16 protein-coding genes are annotated in these 18,114 nt (G+C 60.2%); 13 read left to right on the top strand and 3 right to left on the bottom strand.

Annotation, left to right across the window (positions count from 1 at the left end; all coding sequences use genetic code 11):
- Positions 1-21 precede the first annotated feature (21 nt).
- Positions 22-900, bottom strand: a complete 879-nt coding sequence (locus tag CKW11_RS17405) for an acyl-CoA dehydrogenase family protein (protein ID WP_095138491.1) — start codon at positions 898-900, stop codon at positions 22-24.
- A 153-nt stretch (positions 901-1,053) separates the two neighbouring features.
- Here CKW11_RS17405 and olsB point away from each other — a divergent pair, with 153 nt between their 5' ends.
- Together olsB and CKW11_RS17395 are read left to right on the top strand one after the other, a co-directional pair.
- Positions 1,054-1,809: an L-ornithine N(alpha)-acyltransferase gene (olsB, locus tag CKW11_RS17400; RefSeq protein ID WP_095138490.1), complete on the top strand. Its 756-nt coding sequence runs from the start codon at positions 1,054-1,056 to the stop codon at positions 1,807-1,809.
- Positions 1,809-2,603 (top strand): 1-acyl-sn-glycerol-3-phosphate acyltransferase, encoded by a 795-nt coding sequence (locus tag CKW11_RS17395; protein WP_095138489.1) that lies wholly within the window; start codon positions 1,809-1,811, stop codon positions 2,601-2,603. The genes olsB and CKW11_RS17395 overlap by 1 nt, the downstream gene beginning before the upstream one ends.
- 110 nt (positions 2,604-2,713) lie before the next feature.
- Here CKW11_RS17395 and CKW11_RS17390 read toward each other — a convergent pair whose 3' ends face one another.
- Positions 2,714-3,292: an ACP phosphodiesterase gene (locus CKW11_RS17390; RefSeq protein WP_095138488.1), complete on the bottom strand. Its 579-nt coding sequence runs from the start codon at positions 3,290-3,292 to the stop codon at positions 2,714-2,716.
- A 169-nt stretch (positions 3,293-3,461) separates the two neighbouring features.
- Between CKW11_RS17390 and CKW11_RS17385 the strand changes: the two genes are divergently transcribed.
- The 4 genes from CKW11_RS17385 to CKW11_RS17370 all read left to right on the top strand — a co-directional run bounded on the left by CKW11_RS17385 (position 3,462) and on the right by CKW11_RS17370 (position 6,643).
- A complete protein-coding gene (locus tag CKW11_RS17385) occupies positions 3,462-3,782 on the top strand; it encodes a helix-turn-helix transcriptional regulator (protein WP_003222436.1) in 321 nt (106 codons plus the stop codon).
- Positions 3,783-3,787: 5 nt separating this feature from the next.
- Complete coding sequence (locus CKW11_RS17380) at positions 3,788-4,954, top strand: MFS transporter (protein ID WP_095138487.1); 1,167 nt, start codon at positions 3,788-3,790, stop codon at positions 4,952-4,954.
- A gap of 30 nt (positions 4,955-4,984) precedes the next feature.
- Positions 4,985-6,034, top strand: a complete 1,050-nt coding sequence (locus CKW11_RS17375) for an alkene reductase (RefSeq protein WP_007963183.1) — start codon at positions 4,985-4,987, stop codon at positions 6,032-6,034.
- A 159-nt stretch (positions 6,035-6,193) separates the two neighbouring features.
- Entirely contained in the window at positions 6,194-6,643 is a 450-nt protein-coding gene (locus CKW11_RS17370; protein ID WP_095138486.1) for a hypothetical protein, read from the top strand.
- A gap of 242 nt (positions 6,644-6,885) precedes the next feature.
- On the opposite strand, the gene emhR is transcribed toward CKW11_RS17370, so the two are convergent.
- Positions 6,886-7,518 carry an efflux system transcriptional repressor EmhR gene (emhR, locus tag CKW11_RS17365; protein ID WP_007963181.1) on the bottom strand — a complete coding sequence of 211 codons (633 nt, stop codon included), beginning with the start codon at positions 7,516-7,518 and terminating at the stop codon, positions 6,886-6,888.
- Positions 7,519-7,785: 267 nt separating this feature from the next.
- Here emhR and emhA point away from each other — a divergent pair, with 267 nt between their 5' ends.
- The 7 genes from emhA (at position 7,786) to CKW11_RS17330 (ending at position 17,834) form a co-directional block, all read left to right on the top strand.
- Positions 7,786-8,943, top strand: coding sequence for an efflux RND transporter periplasmic adaptor subunit EmhA (emhA, locus tag CKW11_RS17360; RefSeq protein ID WP_095138485.1), 1,158 nt, complete (start codon positions 7,786-7,788; stop codon positions 8,941-8,943).
- Positions 8,944-8,946: 3 nt separating this feature from the next.
- The gene (gene emhB / locus CKW11_RS17355; protein WP_095138484.1) at positions 8,947-12,111 is read left to right on the top strand and encodes an efflux RND transporter permease subunit EmhB; all 3,165 of its coding nucleotides are present in this window, start codon (positions 8,947-8,949) and stop codon (positions 12,109-12,111) included.
- Positions 12,108-13,568 carry an efflux RND transporter outer membrane subunit EmhC gene (gene emhC / locus CKW11_RS17350; protein ID WP_095138483.1) on the top strand — a complete coding sequence of 487 codons (1,461 nt, stop codon included), beginning with the start codon at positions 12,108-12,110 and terminating at the stop codon, positions 13,566-13,568. Before emhB ends, emhC begins: the two co-directional genes overlap by 4 nt.
- A 410-nt stretch (positions 13,569-13,978) precedes the next feature.
- The gene (locus tag CKW11_RS17345; RefSeq protein ID WP_095138482.1) at positions 13,979-15,238 is read left to right on the top strand and encodes an OprD family porin; all 1,260 of its coding nucleotides are present in this window, start codon (positions 13,979-13,981) and stop codon (positions 15,236-15,238) included.
- Between the two features lie 182 nt (positions 15,239-15,420).
- Complete coding sequence (locus CKW11_RS17340) at positions 15,421-16,611, top strand: FAD/NAD(P)-binding oxidoreductase (RefSeq protein ID WP_095138481.1); 1,191 nt, start codon at positions 15,421-15,423, stop codon at positions 16,609-16,611.
- Positions 16,612-16,637: 26 nt separating this feature from the next.
- Complete coding sequence (locus CKW11_RS17335) at positions 16,638-16,994, top strand: DUF1641 domain-containing protein (RefSeq protein WP_095138480.1); 357 nt, start codon at positions 16,638-16,640, stop codon at positions 16,992-16,994.
- 21 nt (positions 16,995-17,015) lie between these two features.
- The gene (locus CKW11_RS17330; RefSeq protein ID WP_095138479.1) at positions 17,016-17,834 is read left to right on the top strand and encodes a methyltransferase domain-containing protein; all 819 of its coding nucleotides are present in this window, start codon (positions 17,016-17,018) and stop codon (positions 17,832-17,834) included.
- Positions 17,835-18,114 lie beyond the last annotated feature (280 nt).

Raw genomic sequence — 18,114 nt, 5'->3', positions numbered from 1 at the left:
GCTTGCTCGCGAAGAGGCCAGTCAGTTCAACGCCAAAGCCTTGGCCAAGCGCTTGGCCCGCGCCCCCGCCGCCAACTGCATCACCCCCTGATCACGCTGCCACATCTGCGCCCACTCCGGATTACCAGCGCGCAACGCCTGATCGATCTCGCCCTTCAGCGCATCAAACTGCGCAAACAACCCGCCCAACAGCACATGCCCGGCCGGATTGTTCGGCGGCTGGCGGCTCGCCTCCGCGCACCCGGCCAGCAGCGCCAGCAAGCGCAACAACAGCGGCTGCGACCAGCCACTGTCCTGACCGACGCCGTACAGCCACGCGGTCATCGCGCTCAGTACATAGACGTCTTCCAGGGTGCGAAACGGCTTCACATAAGCATCCCAGCCATCCCCCGCGAGCAACTCGCACAACGCGCCGTCCAGATGCAGCCGACCGTGACTGATGTCCGGCATCAGCGGCAGCGCCGGGAGTTTTTCCACGCGCACGCCGGGCTCGCCGGGATAGACCACCGCCAGACTCAGGCGCGGTGTTTCGCCGGGCTCTTCACTGCGCGCGGCGACGAGCAGCCAGTCCGCGGCATCCCCAGCGGTAACGAAATCCTTGCGCCCGCTCAGGCGCAAATCGCTGAGACGGGTCTGCATGTCCGCCGGGCGCAGGCTGCGCTGCTCGGTCGCACACAACGCGCCAAGACTTGGCGGCGCGCTCGGCCAGAGCATGCGCAACGCCGCCTGATACCCCACCAGAAATGCCAGCCCCGGCGTCGCCATACGTCGCCCTCCGGCCACCGCCAGTTCGAACGGCGTCACGTTGCCCACTTGCTGCAACAAGGTGGCGAAACCTTCCGCCAGATCAGCGACGGCGGGCAGACGTTCATGACTTTCGAGCAGGCTGGGCCAGGGCATAAGAGGCTCCTTGAGGGCTGTCATACAAGCATCACCAAACGTTCACGGTGATGACACCGGGGCTACATAGCCTGACTTTGCACAACATGGCTGCATAAAGAAAGTCGATCGGCTGCAACCCATGACGGGTTCAAGGCCCGTACGGAGATTCAAATGACTCAGATCGCCCGCATCAGCGACACCGGCAATGAACGCCGCCTGCAAGCCGAACGCCTGATCGGCGCCGAGGCCTTGCAGCAAGCCCAGGCCTTGCGCTTCAGCGTATTCAGCGGCGAGTTCAACGCCAAGCTGAAAGGCGCGGAGCTGGGTCTGGACATGGATGACTATGATGTTCACTGCAGCCACATCGGCGTGCGTGACCTGAACACCGGGCGTCTGGTCGCCACCACTCGTTTACTGGATCACGCGGCTGCCAGCAGCCTGGGCAAGTTCTACAGCGAAGAAGAATTCAGCCTGCATGGCCTGGCGCATCTGCAAGGCCCGATCCTCGAAATCGGCCGCACCTGCGTCGACCCGGCCTACCGCAACGGCGGCACCATCGCCGTGCTCTGGGGTGAACTGGCCGAAGTGTTGAATCAGGGCGGTTACAGTTATCTGATGGGTTGCGCGAGCATTCCGATGCAGGACGGCGGCGTGCAGGCCCACGCGATCATGCAGCGTCTGCGCGAACGTTATCTGTGCACCGAACACTTGCGTGCCGAACCGAAGAAACCGCTGCCGTCGCTGGACATTCCATCGAACGTAATCGCGGAAATGCCGCCGCTGCTCAAGGCCTACATGCGTCTGGGTGCGAAGATCTGCGGCGAGCCGTGCTGGGACGAAGACTTCCAGGTCGCCGACGTATTCATCCTGCTCAAGCGCGACGAACTCTGCCCGCGCTACGCCAGGCACTTCAAGGCGGCCGTGTGATGAGCCGGTTGCGCGTGTACGCGCGGATCGCGCGAGTGCTGCTGGTGGTGGCGCTGGGCCTGACCATGGCCAGCGTCTTCGGCGTGTTCGAACGTCTGGGCCTGGCGCACTCGATGCAACGTCGGCAGCGCTGGTCGCGGTTTTTCATGGCGCGTCTGAGCCATGCCCTGCCCTTTCGCGTGACCGTGCACGGCGAGTTGCCGCAGCAGCCGATGCTGTGGGTCAGCAATCATGTGTCATGGACTGACATTCCACTGCTGGGCATGCTCACGCCGCTGTCGTTTCTGTCCAAGGCCGAAGTGCGCACCTGGCCGGTGGCCGGTTGGCTGGCGGCGAAGGCCGGCAGTCTGTTCATCCGTCGCGGTTCGGGTGACAGCCAGTTGATCCGCAAACAGATGACCCGTCACCTGCAAACGCAACATCCGCTGCTGATGTTCCCGGAAGGCACCACCACCGATGGCCGCTCGCTGCGCACCTTTCATGGTCGCCTGCTTTCGGCGGCCATCGATTCGGAGGTGATGCTGCAACCGGTGGCGATCCGTTATCTGCGCAATGGCGAGATCGACACATTGGCGCCGTTCATTGGTGACGATGATTTGCTGTCACACCTGATGCGCCTGTTCAGCAACGATTGCGGCGATGTCGAAGTGCATCTGCTCAAGCCGATCGCCTGTCAGGGCCGCGAGCGTGCGGCGCTGGCATTCGAAGCGCAGCAGGTGGTGCAGAAGGCGTTGTTTGGTGAGGTGGCCAAACCTGCCGAGCCACGCCGCGCAGGCGAATTGATCGCCGCCTGAAACACAGATCCCCCCTGTGGGAGCGGGCTTGCTCGCGAAGGCGGTGGTTCAGCCAATGCACATGTTGAGTGACCTACCGCATTCGCGAGCAAGCCGGCTCCCACAGGGTTCTACGGTGTTGCCGAGTGTTGTGCGAAATCCTGAAGCTGCGGATAGAACAAGCGGAAGTCCTCACTCAGCGGTTCATACAACCGCCGCAACTCCTGCATCGCCCCCGCCAGCTCCTCAGGCCGGGTCAGGCGGCGGGAGATCCCGCGCAACACCTGCTCCAGCACTTCAAATTCCTGATACGAACCCAGCCAGTCATTGGCAACCATGTGCGGCGCGATTTTCGCCAGGCGTTCGGGCAATTGCCGTTCATTCGACAGCACCCGATAAACGTCGCGGGTGAAATGCTCCAGCGGCCGATCGGCGTACAGCGTCCAGTCGCGCGCCAGGCAATGGTCGAAAAACACATCGAGGACAATCCCGGCATAACGCCGCCGGGTCTCGGTGAAACGCCCGAGGGCGATGTCCACCAACGGGTGGCGATCGGTGAACACATCAATCCGCCGATGCAGCTGAATCGCCGCTTCAATCTGCGGCGCAAACTGCCCCTGCAGGCGTCCTTTGACGAAATCGCCATACAGACTGCCGAGTAATTGCTCGGGGTGCTGGCCTCCGAGGTGTAAATGTGCGAGATAGTTCATGGGCGCAGCTTAGCACTGCGCGCTTTCATCGTTACAGCACACGTATCGTTATAACCCGATATACCGATTTATGCGGTCGTCAGATCAAATTCATATTGGTATATCGCGAAATACCGATTTAAAGTTCGCCTCATCGCGATATAGCGCTACACATCACGAGCATAAAGCCATGAACCTCGACCTCGACGAAATAATAAAAGCCCTGGCACACCCAGTACGGCGAGACATCCTCATCTGGCTGAAAGACCCCAAAGCCCAGTTTCCTGAGCAGATACACAACCACGAGTACGGCATCTGCGCCGGGCAGATCGATCAACGCTGCGGCCTGTCGCAGTCGACCGTCTCCGCCCACCTGGCGACCCTGCAACGTGCAGGCCTGATCAGCAGCCAGAAAGCCGGCCAGTGGCACTTCTTCAAACGCAACGAGGACGTGATCCAGGCGTTCCTCGACGCCATCGTCAAAGAGCTCAGCGCTCCCACAAGGAATTGATTCAAATGCCCCTCTCGCTACTCATTCTGGCCTTGAGTGCCTTCGCCATCGGCACCACCGAGTTCGTCATCATGGGCCTGCTGCCCGATGTGGCGGCCGACCTCGGTGTGTCGATTCCCGGCGCCGGCTGGCTGGTGACCGGTTACGCCCTGGGCGTGGCCATCGGTGCGCCGTTCATGGCACTGGCCACCGCCAGACTGCCGCGCAAGGCCGCACTGGTAGCGCTGATGGGCGTTTTCATCGTCGGTAACCTGCTGTGTGCCATCGCCAGTGACTACAACGTGCTGATGTTTGCCCGTGTCGTCACCGCGCTGTGCCACGGTGCGTTCTTCGGTATCGGTTCTGTGGTAGCCGCCGGGCTGGTGGCGCCGAACAAGCGTGCATCCGCCGTGGCACTGATGTTCACTGGCCTGACCCTGGCCAACGTCCTCGGTGTACCGCTGGGCACGGCGCTGGGTCAGGAGGCCGGCTGGCGTTCGACCTTCTGGGCCGTGACTGTGATTGGTGTAGTGGCGCTGATCGGTCTGATCCGCTTCCTGCCGGCCAAGCGTGACGAGGAAAAACTCGACATGCGCGCCGAACTCGCCGCCCTCAAAGGCGCCGGCATCTGGCTGTCGCTGAGCATGACCGCGCTGTTCGCTGCGTCGATGTTCACCCTCTTCACCTACGTCGCGCCGCTGCTTGGCGATGTCACCGGCGTCTCGCCAAAAGGCGTGACCTGGACCCTGCTGCTGATTGGTCTCGGTCTGACGGTGGGCAACATCATCGGCGGCAAGCTGGCGGACAAGCGTCTCGGCGCGACTCTGATTGGCGTGTTCGTGGCGATGGCGGTGGTCTCCACCGTGCTGAGCTGGACCAGCGTTGCGCTGATCCCGACTGAAATCACCCTGTTCCTCTGGGCCACCGCTTCTTTTGCCGCCGTCCCGGCGCTGCAAGTCAACGTGGTGACCTTCGGTAAGGCCGCACCGAACCTGGTGTCGACCCTGAACATCGGCGCTTTCAACATCGGCAACGCTCTGGGCGCCTGGGTCGGCGGCAGCGTCATCGCTCACGGTTTCGGCCTGACCAGCGTGCCCCTGGCCGCCGCCGCGCTGGCCGTGCTCGCACTGCTGGTGACCCTGATCACTTTCCGTCAGAACGGCGACGCCGGTCTGGCCCCTGCTACCCACTGATTAACCACTTAACTGACGAGGGTTGTACACATGGCAACTATTTTCGATCCGATCAAACTGGGCGACCTTGAGCTGTCCAACCGCATCATCATGGCCCCGCTGACCCGCTGCCGCGCTGATGAAGGCCGCGTACCGAACGCGCTGATGGCCGAGTACTACGTGCAACGCGCCTCGGCTGGTCTGATCCTGTCCGAAGCTACTTCGGTGACGCCGATGGGCGTCGGCTACCCGGACACCCCGGGCATCTGGTCCAACGATCAGGTACGCGGCTGGACCAACGTGACCAAAGCCGTGCACGCTGCCGGCGGCAAGATCGTCCTGCAACTGTGGCACGTCGGCCGCATCTCGCACCCGTCGTACCTCAACGGCGAAACCCCGGTCGCCCCGAGCGCCATCCAGCCTAAAGGTCACGTCAGCCTGGTGCGTCCATTGGCCGACTACCCGACTCCGCGTGCTCTGGAAACCGCTGAAATCGCCGAGATCGTCGAGGCCTACCGCACCGGTGCCGAAAACGCCAAAGCGGCCGGTTTCGACGGCGTGGAAATCCACGGCGCCAACGGCTACCTGCTCGACCAGTTCCTGCAAAGCAGCACCAACCAGCGCACCGACAACTACGGTGGCTCGCTGGAAAACCGTGCGCGTCTGCTGCTGGAAGTGACTGACGCAGCGATCGACGTCTGGGGCGCCGGCCGTGTCGGCGTACACCTGGCACCGCGCGCCGATTCCCACGACATGGGCGACGACAATCTGGCCGAGACCTTCACTTATGTGGCTCGCGAGCTGGGCAAGCGCGGCATCGCCTTCATCTGCTCTCGCGAGAAAGAAGGCGCTGACAGCCTCGGCCCACAACTGAAAGAAGCCTTCGGCGGCGCGTACATCGCCAACGAACGCTTCACCAAGGACAGCGCCAATGCGTGGCTGGCTGAAGGCAAGGCTGACGCCGTAGCGTTCGGCGTACCGTTCATTGCCAACCCCGATCTGCCGGCACGTCTGAAGGCCGATGCACCGCTGAATGACGCGCGCCCTGAGTTGTTCTACGGCAAAGGCCCGGTCGGCTACATCGATTATCCAGCGCTGTAAACAACATCAACTAACAAGTAAGCCCCGCCTCGAAAGAGGCGGGGCTTTTTTTATTTTCACACATTTAAAGATTCGCCATCAGAACAATATAAACCTAAGCTCCGCCCAGCAACTCATCAATTACAACCCACCAACTTAATCAAGCAAGGTTATATAAAAATGAATGATATAGATCCAAACAAACTTACATTCCTTCTGCAAATCACCAATGCCACGGACTCTACTTTCTGGCTTGAGGATTCCTCTCCAAAGCACCCACCCTTGACGCGTATCGACAAGATCCTCCCCTACCAGACCGTCTTTATGATGTTTGAAGGAGATCCTCATCTGAAGCAGGACATCGTTATTGATTACGATATCAAAAAAGAGGTATTCAGCACTTACGTCTGCTACACCAACTACAAACAGAAAGTACAATTCGACACCACGCTCAGTTATTGCTACAGACAAATGGCGGGGCACCGGCCTCCAAAGGTCGAACTCTTCTGGGATACCAATGCTTTCTCTATTGGCGCCGAACCCATCAACTGCGGCGCGGCATTGGAAAATGAAAACCCGGTTTACCCATACAGTTATAAGATGATCGCATTCATGACGCCGTCGGCCTGATAGAGAGTTACCCGCTTATGCAGTAACGGTACGGACAACGCTGTTGCTCAACGCCCATTTTGCCCGAGTCGTTAACATTCATTCACACAGTCGAAACAAAACCCCTACAAAATACGTAGCTCGCTACCTATCAACCTGCGCAACGTACGTATATAAAAGCACCCCATTACAGAAAGGCTTGAAGCAGGGACATTTCCCCGCTTCAAGTCTTGACACGGACAGATTCAATTACGCATTTTGTTTCATTTGCGCAGGCTGGGGCTCAGGCGCAGCATATCCAGTCCTGTATCGACCCAGCGCTCGGCTTCGGCATGCAATTGAAAGCTGTCCGGCGCCAATAGCCATCCATACAGGAGGCCATCGATATACGCATGAATGCTGATGGCCGCCCGGGCAGTGTCGAGATTTTCCGGCAACTGGCCGCGATTGACCGCATTACGCAGGGTCAGACCGATGCGCAGGTTGCAATCGAGACTGGCCGTGCGGCGCTGCTGGCGCAGATCGCACATTTCATCGGTGAATTCGCACTTATGAAACAGAATCTCGTTGATGCGACGGGTCTTCGGATCCAGGGCGACCTGATGGAACAGATGGATCAACAGCTTGCGCATGCATCCCAGCGGATCGAGTTCGTCCTCGCTCTCGCTGGCCTTGGCCAATTCATCCAGCGGTTCATGCAGGCTGTCGAGCATCGCCTGCACCAGATCGGCCTTGTTGCTGAAATGCCAATAGATGGCACCGCGCGTGACGCCGGCCATCGTCGCGATATCCGCCAGGGTCGTTCGGGCCACGCCCCTTTCATAAAACGCTTTCTCGGCCGCTTCGAGAATCTGGCTGCGCGTTTCCTGAGCTTCCTCTTTGGTACGACGGACCATGGCAGTAAAACCTCAAACAGGATGTTTCAGGGATGGCTGAATATCCGCTGAATAAAGAGGGGGCTGATCTCTCACGAATCGGCTCCCCGGCCTACAATTTCAAACCTTGCGACGCATTTTGTAACAGGGTGGGTACGACGCCAAGCTATTTACAAACAACCATGAACGTAAGTATATTCCTTAGCAAGCTACTTATCCACTCGACCCGATTTTTTTACCCTTTCACACTTCTTGTGCGCAATGTGCGCGCCTGACCCGAGGATCTTCATGCAATTCAAGCCAGCTGTTACCGCTCTGGTCACTGCCGTCGCCCTGGCATCGCTGCTCAGCGGATGTAAAAAGGAAGAAGCGGCCCCAGCCGCTCCGCCTCCTCAGGTCGGCGTCGTCACCCTGCAACCACAAGCGTTCACCCTCACGTCCGAACTGCCGGGGCGCACCAGTGCGTACCGCATCGCTGAAGTTCGACCACAGGTCAACGGCATCATTCTCAAGCGTCTGTTCAAGGAAGGCGGCGACGTCAAGGCCGGCCAGCAGCTGTATCAGATCGATCCGGCAGTCTATGAAGCGACCCTGAAAAGCGCCGAAGCCAACCTGCGTTCGACCAAGTCGATCTCCGACCGCTACAAGCAACTGGTCGACGAGCAGGCCGTGAGCCGCCAGGAATACGACACCGCCGTGGCCAATCGCATGGAATCGGAAGCGTCGTTGCAGAGTGCGCAGATCAATGTGAAATACACCAAGGTCTACGCGCCGATCTCCGGCCGCATCGGCCGTTCTTCGGTGACCGAAGGCGCCCTCGTCAGCAATGGCCAGACCGACGCCATGGCCGTGATCCAGCAACTGGACCCGATCTACGTTGACGTCACCCAGTCCTCGGTAGAGCTGCTGGAGCTGCGCCGCGAGCTGGAAAGCGGTCGTCTGCAAAAGGCCGGCGACAACGCCGCCGCAGTCAAGCTGACCCTGGAAGACGGCAGCCAGTACAAGCTCGACGGCAAGCTGGAATTCTCCGAGGTGTCAGTCGATCAGACGACAGGTTCGGTGACCCTGCGCGCGGTGTTCCCGAACCCGGATCACACCCTGCTGCCAGGCATGTTCGTCCACGCCCAGTTGCAGGCCGGTGTGAACAGCGCCGCGATCCTCGCCCCGCAGCAAGGCGTGACCCGTGACCTCAAAGGCACGCCGACCGCACTGGTCGTCGGTGCGGACAACAAGGTCGAACTGCGTCAGCTCAAGGCCAGCCGCACCGTCGGCAGCCAATGGCTGATCGAAGATGGCCTGAAGGCTGGCGATCGCCTGATCACCGAAGGTCTGCAGTACGTCAAACCGGGTGTTGAAGTCAAAGCCACTGAAGCGACCAACGTTCACGCAAAGAACCCGGCCCCCGCACAGGCAGCTGACCAAGCCGCCGGCGGCAAAGGGGAGTAACCCATGTCAAAATTCTTCATCGACCGTCCGATTTTCGCCTGGGTAATTGCCTTGGTGATCATGCTGGTCGGGGCTCTATCGATCCTCAAATTGCCGATCAACCAGTACCCGAGCATTGCGCCGCCAGCCATTGCGATCTCCGTGACCTACCCGGGCGCTTCGGCGCAAACCGTGCAGGACACCGTGGTCCAGGTGATCGAGCAGCAGCTCAACGGTATCGACAACCTGCGTTATGTGTCCTCGGAAAGTAACTCCGACGGCAGCATGACCATTACCGCGACCTTCGAGCAAGGCACCAACTCCGACACCGCGCAGGTGCAGGTTCAGAACAAGCTGAACCTCGCCACCCCGCTGCTGCCGCAGGAAGTGCAGCAACAAGGTATCCGCGTGACCAAGGCAGTGAAAAACTTCCTGCTGGTAATCGGCGTGGTGTCGCGTGACGGCAGCATGACCAAGGACGACCTGTCCAACTACATCGTGTCGAACATGCAGGATCCGATTTCGCGCACCGCCGGTGTCGGTGACTTTCAGGTCTTCGGTGCCCAGTACGCGATGCGCATCTGGCTCGACCCGGCCAAGTTGAACAACTTCAACCTGACCCCGGTCGACGTGAAAACCGCCATCGCTGCGCAGAACGTTCAGGTTTCGTCGGGTCAGCTCGGCGGCTTGCCCGCCGTACAAGGTCAGCAACTCAACGCCACGATCATCGGCAAGACCCGTCTGCAGACCGCCGAGCAGTTCAAGGAAATTCTGCTCAAGGTCAACAAGGACGGTTCGCAAGTTCGCCTCAAAGACGTGGCTGATGTCGGCCTCGGCGGTGAAAACTACGCGATCAGCGCCCAGTTCAACGGCAGTCCGGCTTCCGGCCTGGCAGTGAAACTGGCCAACGGCGCCAACGCCCTCGATACGGCCAAGGCCCTGCGCAACACCATCGACAGCCTCAAGCCGTTCTTCCCGCAAGGCATGGAAGTGGTGTTCCCGTATGACACCACTCCAGTGGTCACCGAGTCGATCAAAGGTGTGGTTCACACGCTGGTCGAAGCGATTGCGCTGGTGTTCCTGGTGATGTTCCTGTTCCTGCAGAACTTCCGCGCCACCGTCATCACCACGATGACCGTGCCGGTGGTATTGCTCGGCACCTTCGGCATCCTCGCCGCCGCCGGTTTCAGCATCAACACGCTGACCATGTTCGGCATGGTGCTGGCCATCGGTTTGCTGGTGGACGACGCCATCGTCGTGGTGGAAAACGTCGAGCGGGTGATGAGCGAAGAAGGCTTGTCACCCAAGGAAGCGACCAAAAAATCCATGGGCCAGATCCAGGGTGCGCTGGTCGGTATCGCCCTTGTACTGTCGGCGGTATTGCTGCCGATGGCCTTCTTCAGCGGCTCCACCGGTGTGATCTACAAGCAGTTCTCGATCACCATCGTTTCGGCCATGGCCCTGTCGGTGCTGGTTGCCCTGATCTTTACCCCGGCGCTGTGCGCGACCATGCTCAAGCCAATTCCGAAAGGCGAGCATGGCACGCCGAAGAAAGGCTTCTTCGGCTGGTTCAACCGCAATTTCGACCGTGGTGTACAGAGCTACGAACGCGGCGTCGGCAATATGCTGTCGCGTAAAGCGCCATATCTGCTGGCTTACCTGCTGATCGTCGTTGGCATGATCTGGCTGTTCACCCGCATTCCGACCGCGTTCCTGCCGGAAGAAGACCAGGGCGTACTGTTCGCTCAGGTACAGACCCCGGCCGGTTCCAGTGCCCAGCGTACCCAGGTGGTCGTCGATGAAATGCGTGAATACCTGCTGCGTCCGAACAAGGACGGCGGTGAGGCTGATGCGGTGGCTTCGGTGTTCACCGTGACCGGTTTCAACTTCGCCGGTCGTGGCCAGAGCTCGGGTATGGCGTTCATCATGCTCAAGCCGTGGGGCGAACGAGACGCCGAAAACAGCGTGTTCAAACTGGCCGCCCGGGCTCAACAGCACTTCTTCAGCTTCCGCGATGCGATGGTGTTTGCCTTTGCCCCGCCAGCGGTACTGGAGCTGGGTAACGCCACCGGTTTCGACGTATTCCTGCAGGACCGTGCCGGTATCGGCCACGAAAAACTGATGGAAGCGCGCAACCAGTTCCTCGGCATGGCTGCGCAAAGCAAAGTCCTCACACAAGTGCGTCCGAACGGCTTGAACGACGAGCCACAGTTCCAGCTGGAAATCGATGACGAGAAGGCCAGTGCCCTGGGCATTACCATCAGCGACATCAACAACACCCTGTCGATTGCCTTGGGCAGTAGCTATGTCAACGACTTCATCGACCGCGGTCGAGTGAAAAAGGTGTACGTGCAAGGCCAACCGGACTCGCGCATGAGCCCGGAAGACCTGAAGAAGTGGTATGTACGCAACGCCGAAGGCACCATGGTTCCGTTCTCCGCTTTCGCCAAGGGCGAGTGGATCTACGGCTCGCCGAAACTGGCACGCTACAACGGTGTGGAAGCGGTAGAAGTGCTGGGTGCTCCGGCGCCGGGTTACTCCACCGGTGAGGCAATGGCCGAAGTCGAAGCGATTGCCAAGAAACTTCCGTCGGGTGTCGGTATCTCCTGGACCGGTCTGTCCTACGAGGAACGGCTGTCCGGCTCGCAGGCGCCAGCGCTGTACGCTTTGTCGCTGCTGATGGTGTTCCTGTGTCTGGCGGCGCTGTATGAAAGCTGGTCGATTCCGATCGCGGTCATGCTCGTGGTTCCACTGGGGATCATCGGTGCGTTGATGGCAACCAGCCTGCGAGGTCTGTCCAACGACGTGTACTTCCAGGTGGGCTTGTTGACGACCATCGGTCTGGCGGCTAAAAACGCCATTCTGATCGTCGAGTTCGCCAAGGAACTGCATGAGCAAGGGCGCAGCTTGCGTGATGCGGCGATCGAAGCCTGCCGCATGCGTCTGCGACCGATCATCATGACTTCGCTGGCCTTCGTGCTCGGTGTTGTACCGTTGGCAATCTCGACCGGTGCCGGTTCGGGCAGCCAGCATGCAATCGGTACGGGCGTAATTGGCGGTATGCTGACGGCCACGATCCTGGCGATCTTCTGGGTCCCACTGTTCTTCGTCACGGTTTCGTCCATGGGCCAGCGCAAAAACGCCGACCAGGATGAAACTAAAGAAACTCCTAAAGAGGCTGGCCAATGAGCAAGTCGCTACTCTCCCTCGCAGTCGCCGCCTTCGTGCTGAGCGGTTGCTCGCTGATACCCGACTATCAGCAGCCTGAGGCTCCGGTCGCAGGTCAGTACCCGCAGGGGCCGGCCTATTCGCCGGCCCAGGCACCGGCGCAGGCCGCTGCCGAGCAGGGCTGGAAGCAGTTTTTCCATGACCCTGCGCTGCAGCAGCTGATCCAGGTATCCCTGGAAAACAACCGCGACCTGCGTGTCGCGGCGCTGAACATCGACGCCTATGCGGCTCAATACCGCATCCAGCGCGCCGACCTGTTCCCGGCGGTGTCGGCCAATGCCAGCGGCAGCCGTCAGCGGGTTCCGGCCCGTGCATCGCAGACTGGCGAGTCGAGCATCACCAGCTCCTACTCTGCCACTGTCGGCATCAGCGCCTACGAACTCGACCTGTTCGGTCGGGTTCGCAGCCTGAGCGAACAAGCGCTGCAACAATACTTCGCCACTGAAGAAGCACGCCGCAGCACGCAGATCAGCCTGGTGGCGAGCGTCGCCAATGCTTACCTGACCTGGCAAGCGGACAAGGAACTGCTCAAGCTGACGCAAGACACCCTCGGTGCCTTTGAAGAAAGCTACAAGCTGACCAGCCGCAGCAACGAAGTCGGTGTGGCTTCGGCGCTGGACCTGGCGCAGTCGCGTACCTCGGTCGAGAACGCCCGGGCACAACTGGCGCGTTACACCCGCCAGGTGGCGCAGGACGAAAACAGCCTGACCCTGCTGCTCGGTACCGGCATCCCGGCCAATCTGCAAGCGGCCAAACCGCTGTCGGATGATCTGCTCAGCGACGTACCGGCCGGTCTGCCTTCGGACCTGCTGCAGCGTCGTCCGGACATCCTTCAGGCCGAGTACAACCTGAAAGCGGCCAACGCCAACATTGGTGCCGCCCGTGCAGCGTTCTTCCCGAGCATCAGCCTGACCGCCAACGCGGGCAGCCTGAGCCCGGACCTGTCCGGTCTGTTCAAGGGTGGTTCGGGTACCTGGCTGTTCCAGCCGCAGATCAACCTGCCGATCTTCAACGCCGGCAGCCTGCGCGCCAGCCTCGACTACGCCAAGATCCAGAAGGACATTGGCGTGGCGAACTACGAGAAGTCGATTCAAACCGCCTTCCAGGAAGTCGCCGACGGCCTGGCCGCGCGCCAGACCTACACCGAGCAGCTGCAAGCGCAGCGTGACTTCGTCGCGGCCAACCAGGATTACTACCGCCTGGCCGAGCGTCGTTACCGCATCGGTGTCGACAGCAACCTGACCTTCCTCGACGCCCAGCGTCAGCTGTTCAGCGCACAACAGGCACTGATCACCGACCGCCTCGCGCAGCTGACCAGTGCGGTCAACCTGTACAAGGCTCTGGGTGGCGGCTGGAATGCGCAGACCGCGCAGAACGAACCGCTGAAAGAAGAAGCACCGAAGATGAAGCTGTTCTGATCATCCGGTGAACACAAGGAGCCCGCCATTTGGCGGGCTTTTTGTTGCCTGAAACAAATGTGTTGTCTGGAATGGCGCTATCGCGAGCAGGCTCACTCCTACAGGGGAACGCATTCCAATTGTAGGAGTGAGCCTGCTCGCGATAGCGCCTTATCGACCACCACAAAACCCGGCTCAATCTTGCGTTCGATAATCGCCCGAAACCCGCTTTCCCCGATTGAATCCCGCCCACCGCGCCCCGCACCATTCGCTCCACAAAACCAATAACAACAGGTTCGACACCATGCTCCCGCGCCCTGTCCCGTCCGGCTGATCGCCGCCGCTTCATCCCTGATTCTGCAAGCTCGTGCCCGCCCCGAAATGGCGGCAACGGCTCTGTTCGACCTAAAAAAATAACAAGAGACCCTGCGATGACTCATCCAACTGCGCCGTACGCACTCCCCGGCCTGATCGCCCTGGCCCTGACCGGCGTCGCCCTCCCCGCCGCAGCCGAAGAAGCCGGTTTCGTCGAAGGAGCAAAGGTCAACCTGAACCTGCGCAACTTCTACATCAACCGCAACTTCACCAACCCGACCAAGGCTCAGGGCAAGGCTGAAGAGTGGACGCAGAACTTCATCCTCGACGCCAAATCCGGCTTCACCCAAGGCACCGTCGGCTTCGGCATGGACGTGCTGGGCCTGTACTCGGTGAAGCTCGATGGCGGCAAAGGCACCGGTGGCACGCAACTGCTGCCGCTGGATCACGACGGGCGACCGGCGGACAACTTCGGCCGCACCAACGTCGCGTTCAAGGCCAAACTGTCGCAGACCGAAATCAAGGTCGGCGAATGGATGCCGGTGCTGCCGATCCTGCGTTCGGACGACGGCCGTTCGCTGCCGCAAACATTCCGTGGCGGGCAGATCACCTCAAAGGAAATCAACGGCCTGACCCTCTATGGCGGGCAGTTCCGCGCCAACAGCCCGCGCGACGACAGCAGCATGAGCGACATGTCGATGACCGGCAAAGCGGCGTTCACCTCTGATCGCTTCAACTTTCAGGGCGGTGAATACGTTTTCAACGAAAAACGCACGCAGATCGGCCTGTGGAACGCCGAACTCAAGGACATCTACAGCCAGCAATACGTCAACCTGATTCACAGCCAGCCACTCGGCGACTGGACGCTGGGCGCCAACCTCGGTTTCTTCTACGGCAAGGACGACGGCAGCGCCCGCGCCGGCGAACTCGACAACAAGACCTGGTCGGGGATGTTCTCGGCCCGCTACGGTGGCAACACCTTCTACGTCGGCCTGCAGAAACTCACTGGCGACAGCGCCTGGATGCGCGTCAACGGCACCAGCGGCGGCACCCTGGCCAACGACAGTTACAACGCCAGCTACGACAACGCTCAGGAACGTTCCTGGCAGGTGCGCCACGACTACAACTTCGCCGCCCAGGGCATCCCCGGCCTGACCCTGATGAACCGCTACATCAGCGGCGACAACGTACACACCGGAACCATCACCGACGGCAAGGAATGGGGCCGCGAATCGGAACTGGGCTACACCGTACAGAGCGGCACCCTGCGCGACCTCAACGTGCGCTGGCGCAACTCGACCATGCGCCGCGACTTCAGCAACAACGAGTTCGACGAGAACCGCCTGATCATCAGCTATCCGATCAGCCTGCTTTGAACCCGCATGCCGGTGCTGCGGCGCCGGCATCAACCACTGGTCAGCCCGGACTGGCGATTTGTCGAGGCGCAGATACAGTCAACAGAGTGTGTAAATTCTCCAGCCTGCTGTAGGAGCCCTTAGTTTTCTTCCGTTATCTCCGGATGCTGTACGCGAAGCTGCCTTGGCCACGGAGGTCAGGTATGAGCAAGCGAATAGTTATCGTCGGTGGCGGTGTAGGTGGAACCATGCTGGCCAATCAACTGGTCGGCAAGCTGTATCCCGAAGTTCTACGCGGCGACGTCTCGATTACATTGCTGTCCAGTTCTCCCGATCATTACTACAAACCTGCGTTCATGTACGTGGCGTTCAGTCAGTTCTTCGAAGAGGAACTCAAACGTGCGGAACGCTCATTGTTGCGCCCGGAAATCCGTTTCCACGTTGAAGAAGTCACCCGTTTCGACTTTTCCGGGCAGCAATTGCGCACCCGAACCGGCAAGCGCTTCGACTATGATTTTCTGGTGATCGCCACCGGCTGCGTGCCGGCGCCGGAACGCATCGAGGGTCTGCAAGAAGCCGGCGACCACTTCTATCAATACCTTCCTGCCCGGCAGCTGGCGCAACGCCTGAACACCATCGAAAAAGGCCGGATTTTCATTACCGTGTCCTTCCCGCAGACGCCGAACGTCCCGCACCAATGCGGAATCGCGCCCGTGGAAACGACATTGATGCTGGATGATCTGTTGCGTCGCCGGGGCGTTCGCGAGCAAGTGGAAATCATCTACACCTACCCGACGGTTGCCCAGCTATTGCGCAATTGTCTGTTCTTGCAGCGTCCCACCGGTGAAATTCTGCCGAGCATTTTTGCCCAGAAAAACATTCAATTTCAGCGCGGCTTCACCCTGAGCCATGTGGATCCTGATGCAAAAATCGCCTACTCAATCGAGGGCGATGCGCAACCCTTCGACATCTTGATGGCTACCCCGCCAATCCAGGCCGTCGAGGTGGTGCGTGAGTGCGGCATCTCACAAGCCGCCAATGATGAAGGATGGCTGCCGACCAATCACGAAACGCTGCAGGTCTACGGTCTGGAGAATGTCTACGTGATCGGCGACACCGTCGACCTGCCGGTCAGCAAGGCCGGCGGCGCCTGTCACAACCAGGCGCCGGTGATCGCCAACAACATCACGGCCCAGATCCGTCTTGGCGCACCCAACTCGGTATACGACGGTCGGGTACAGGCGGTAGCACAAATGGGCCTGAATGCCGGGATGCCACTCTGGTACGACTACGCCCACGATGTATTGCCGACACCCCCGACCAAATTGGGCGGTCTGCTCAGAAACGGCTTCAATCGCGGTCTTTACTGGGCAGTGGCCCGGGGAATGCTTTGACCCTGCACAGGGAGGAGTGATTGCTCATGAACATGCCCGAGGAAATGTCAGCCACGCCCGGGTTCACTGCACTGATGGCGAAACTGCAGCCGTTAATCGATGGCGGACGCCTGGAGAATATTGTCGACCTGCTTTCCCTGGTTTCCGATATCGCCGATCTGCTCGACCCGGCCATGGTGGAAAAACTCGCGCAATTGTTCGAGAGCAGCACAGCCGCCACCTGGACAGTCAGTAATGCAGTGCGCGTAGCCAAAGCCGAAGTATCGGCACAGTCAGCGGCGCCGGGGACTCTGGCGTTGCTCAAACTGCTGAATGAAGAGGACACACGCAAAGGCGTGGCCGTTGTCCTGAAAACCCTCAACGTCATTGGACGACAACTGTAATCCGCCAGAGAGGACCTCCTCATGAGCGCCAAACTCGAAACGGCAGGGAACGCCTGCACCGACTGGGACGCCAAGGCGTACCAGCAGTTTTCCCGTCTCAGGCAACGCCCGGTCAACGAATTGCTCGACCGTATCGATCTGCACGACCCCAGACGAATTTATGACCTGGGCTGCGGCACCGGCATTGCCACGCGCCTGCTGGCCGAGCGCTGGCCGCGTGCGCAGTTGCTGGGTGTCGACAGCTCGCGGCAGATGCTTGATCAGGCCCGGTGCCTGCCGATCAACGCCCAATGGCAAGAGTGCGACCTGCTCGACTGGCAACCCGATCAACCGGCCGATCTGCTGCTCGCGGCGGCGGTGCTGCATTTCATTGGCGATCATCAACACCTGCTGCCGCGCCTGCTGGGGTATCTGCGCCCGGGCGGCTGTCTGGCGGTGCACATGCCGGACTGGCGCGATGCCTTGTGGTATCGACTGATGCTCGACACCCTCGAAGACGCGGGCCCGGGTCACACCCCCATCGGCACACCGCAACTGCGCCGGCGCATGGCGGCGCGGCCGTTGTTGACACTGGAGGACTACTATCGCTTGCTCGCGCCGCTGACCACGTCGCTGGAGATCTGGGAAACCGAGCAACTGCAGGTGGTTGACGGCAAGTCACCGGTGTACGACTGGGTGAAGGTCTCGGCGCTGCGGCCGGTGATGCAGGCACTGACGTCACAGGAACAGGCGCGGTTTATCTACCACTACCTGATGCGGGTGCATAAGCATTACCCGCCGGAGGAAAACGGGCAGACGCTGTTTCCGTTCAAGCGGATTTTCATTGTTGCCAAGGTTTGAGTGCCTGTGCTGATTGATGCATCACGGCGTCTGCCGCTTTCGCGAGCAAGCCCGCTCCCACAGGGAAATGCATTCCCAATGTGGGAGTGGATTTTCATTGCTGCCAGGGTTGAGTGCCTGTGCTGATTGATGCATCACGGCGTCTGCCGCTTTCGCGAGCAAGCCCGCTCCCACAGGGAAATGCATGCCAAATGTGGGAGTGGATTTTCATTGTTGCCAGGGTCTGAGTGCCTGTGCTGATTGATGCATCACGGCGTCTGCCGCTTTCGCGAGCAAGCCC

The sequence above is a fragment of the Pseudomonas sp. Irchel s3a10 genome, assembly GCF_900187525.1.
GTDB lineage: Bacteria > Pseudomonadota > Gammaproteobacteria > Pseudomonadales > Pseudomonadaceae > Aquipseudomonas > Aquipseudomonas koreensis_G.
The sequence above is the reverse complement of the archived record's forward strand: the minus strand, read 5'-3'. Positions and strand labels throughout refer to the sequence as shown.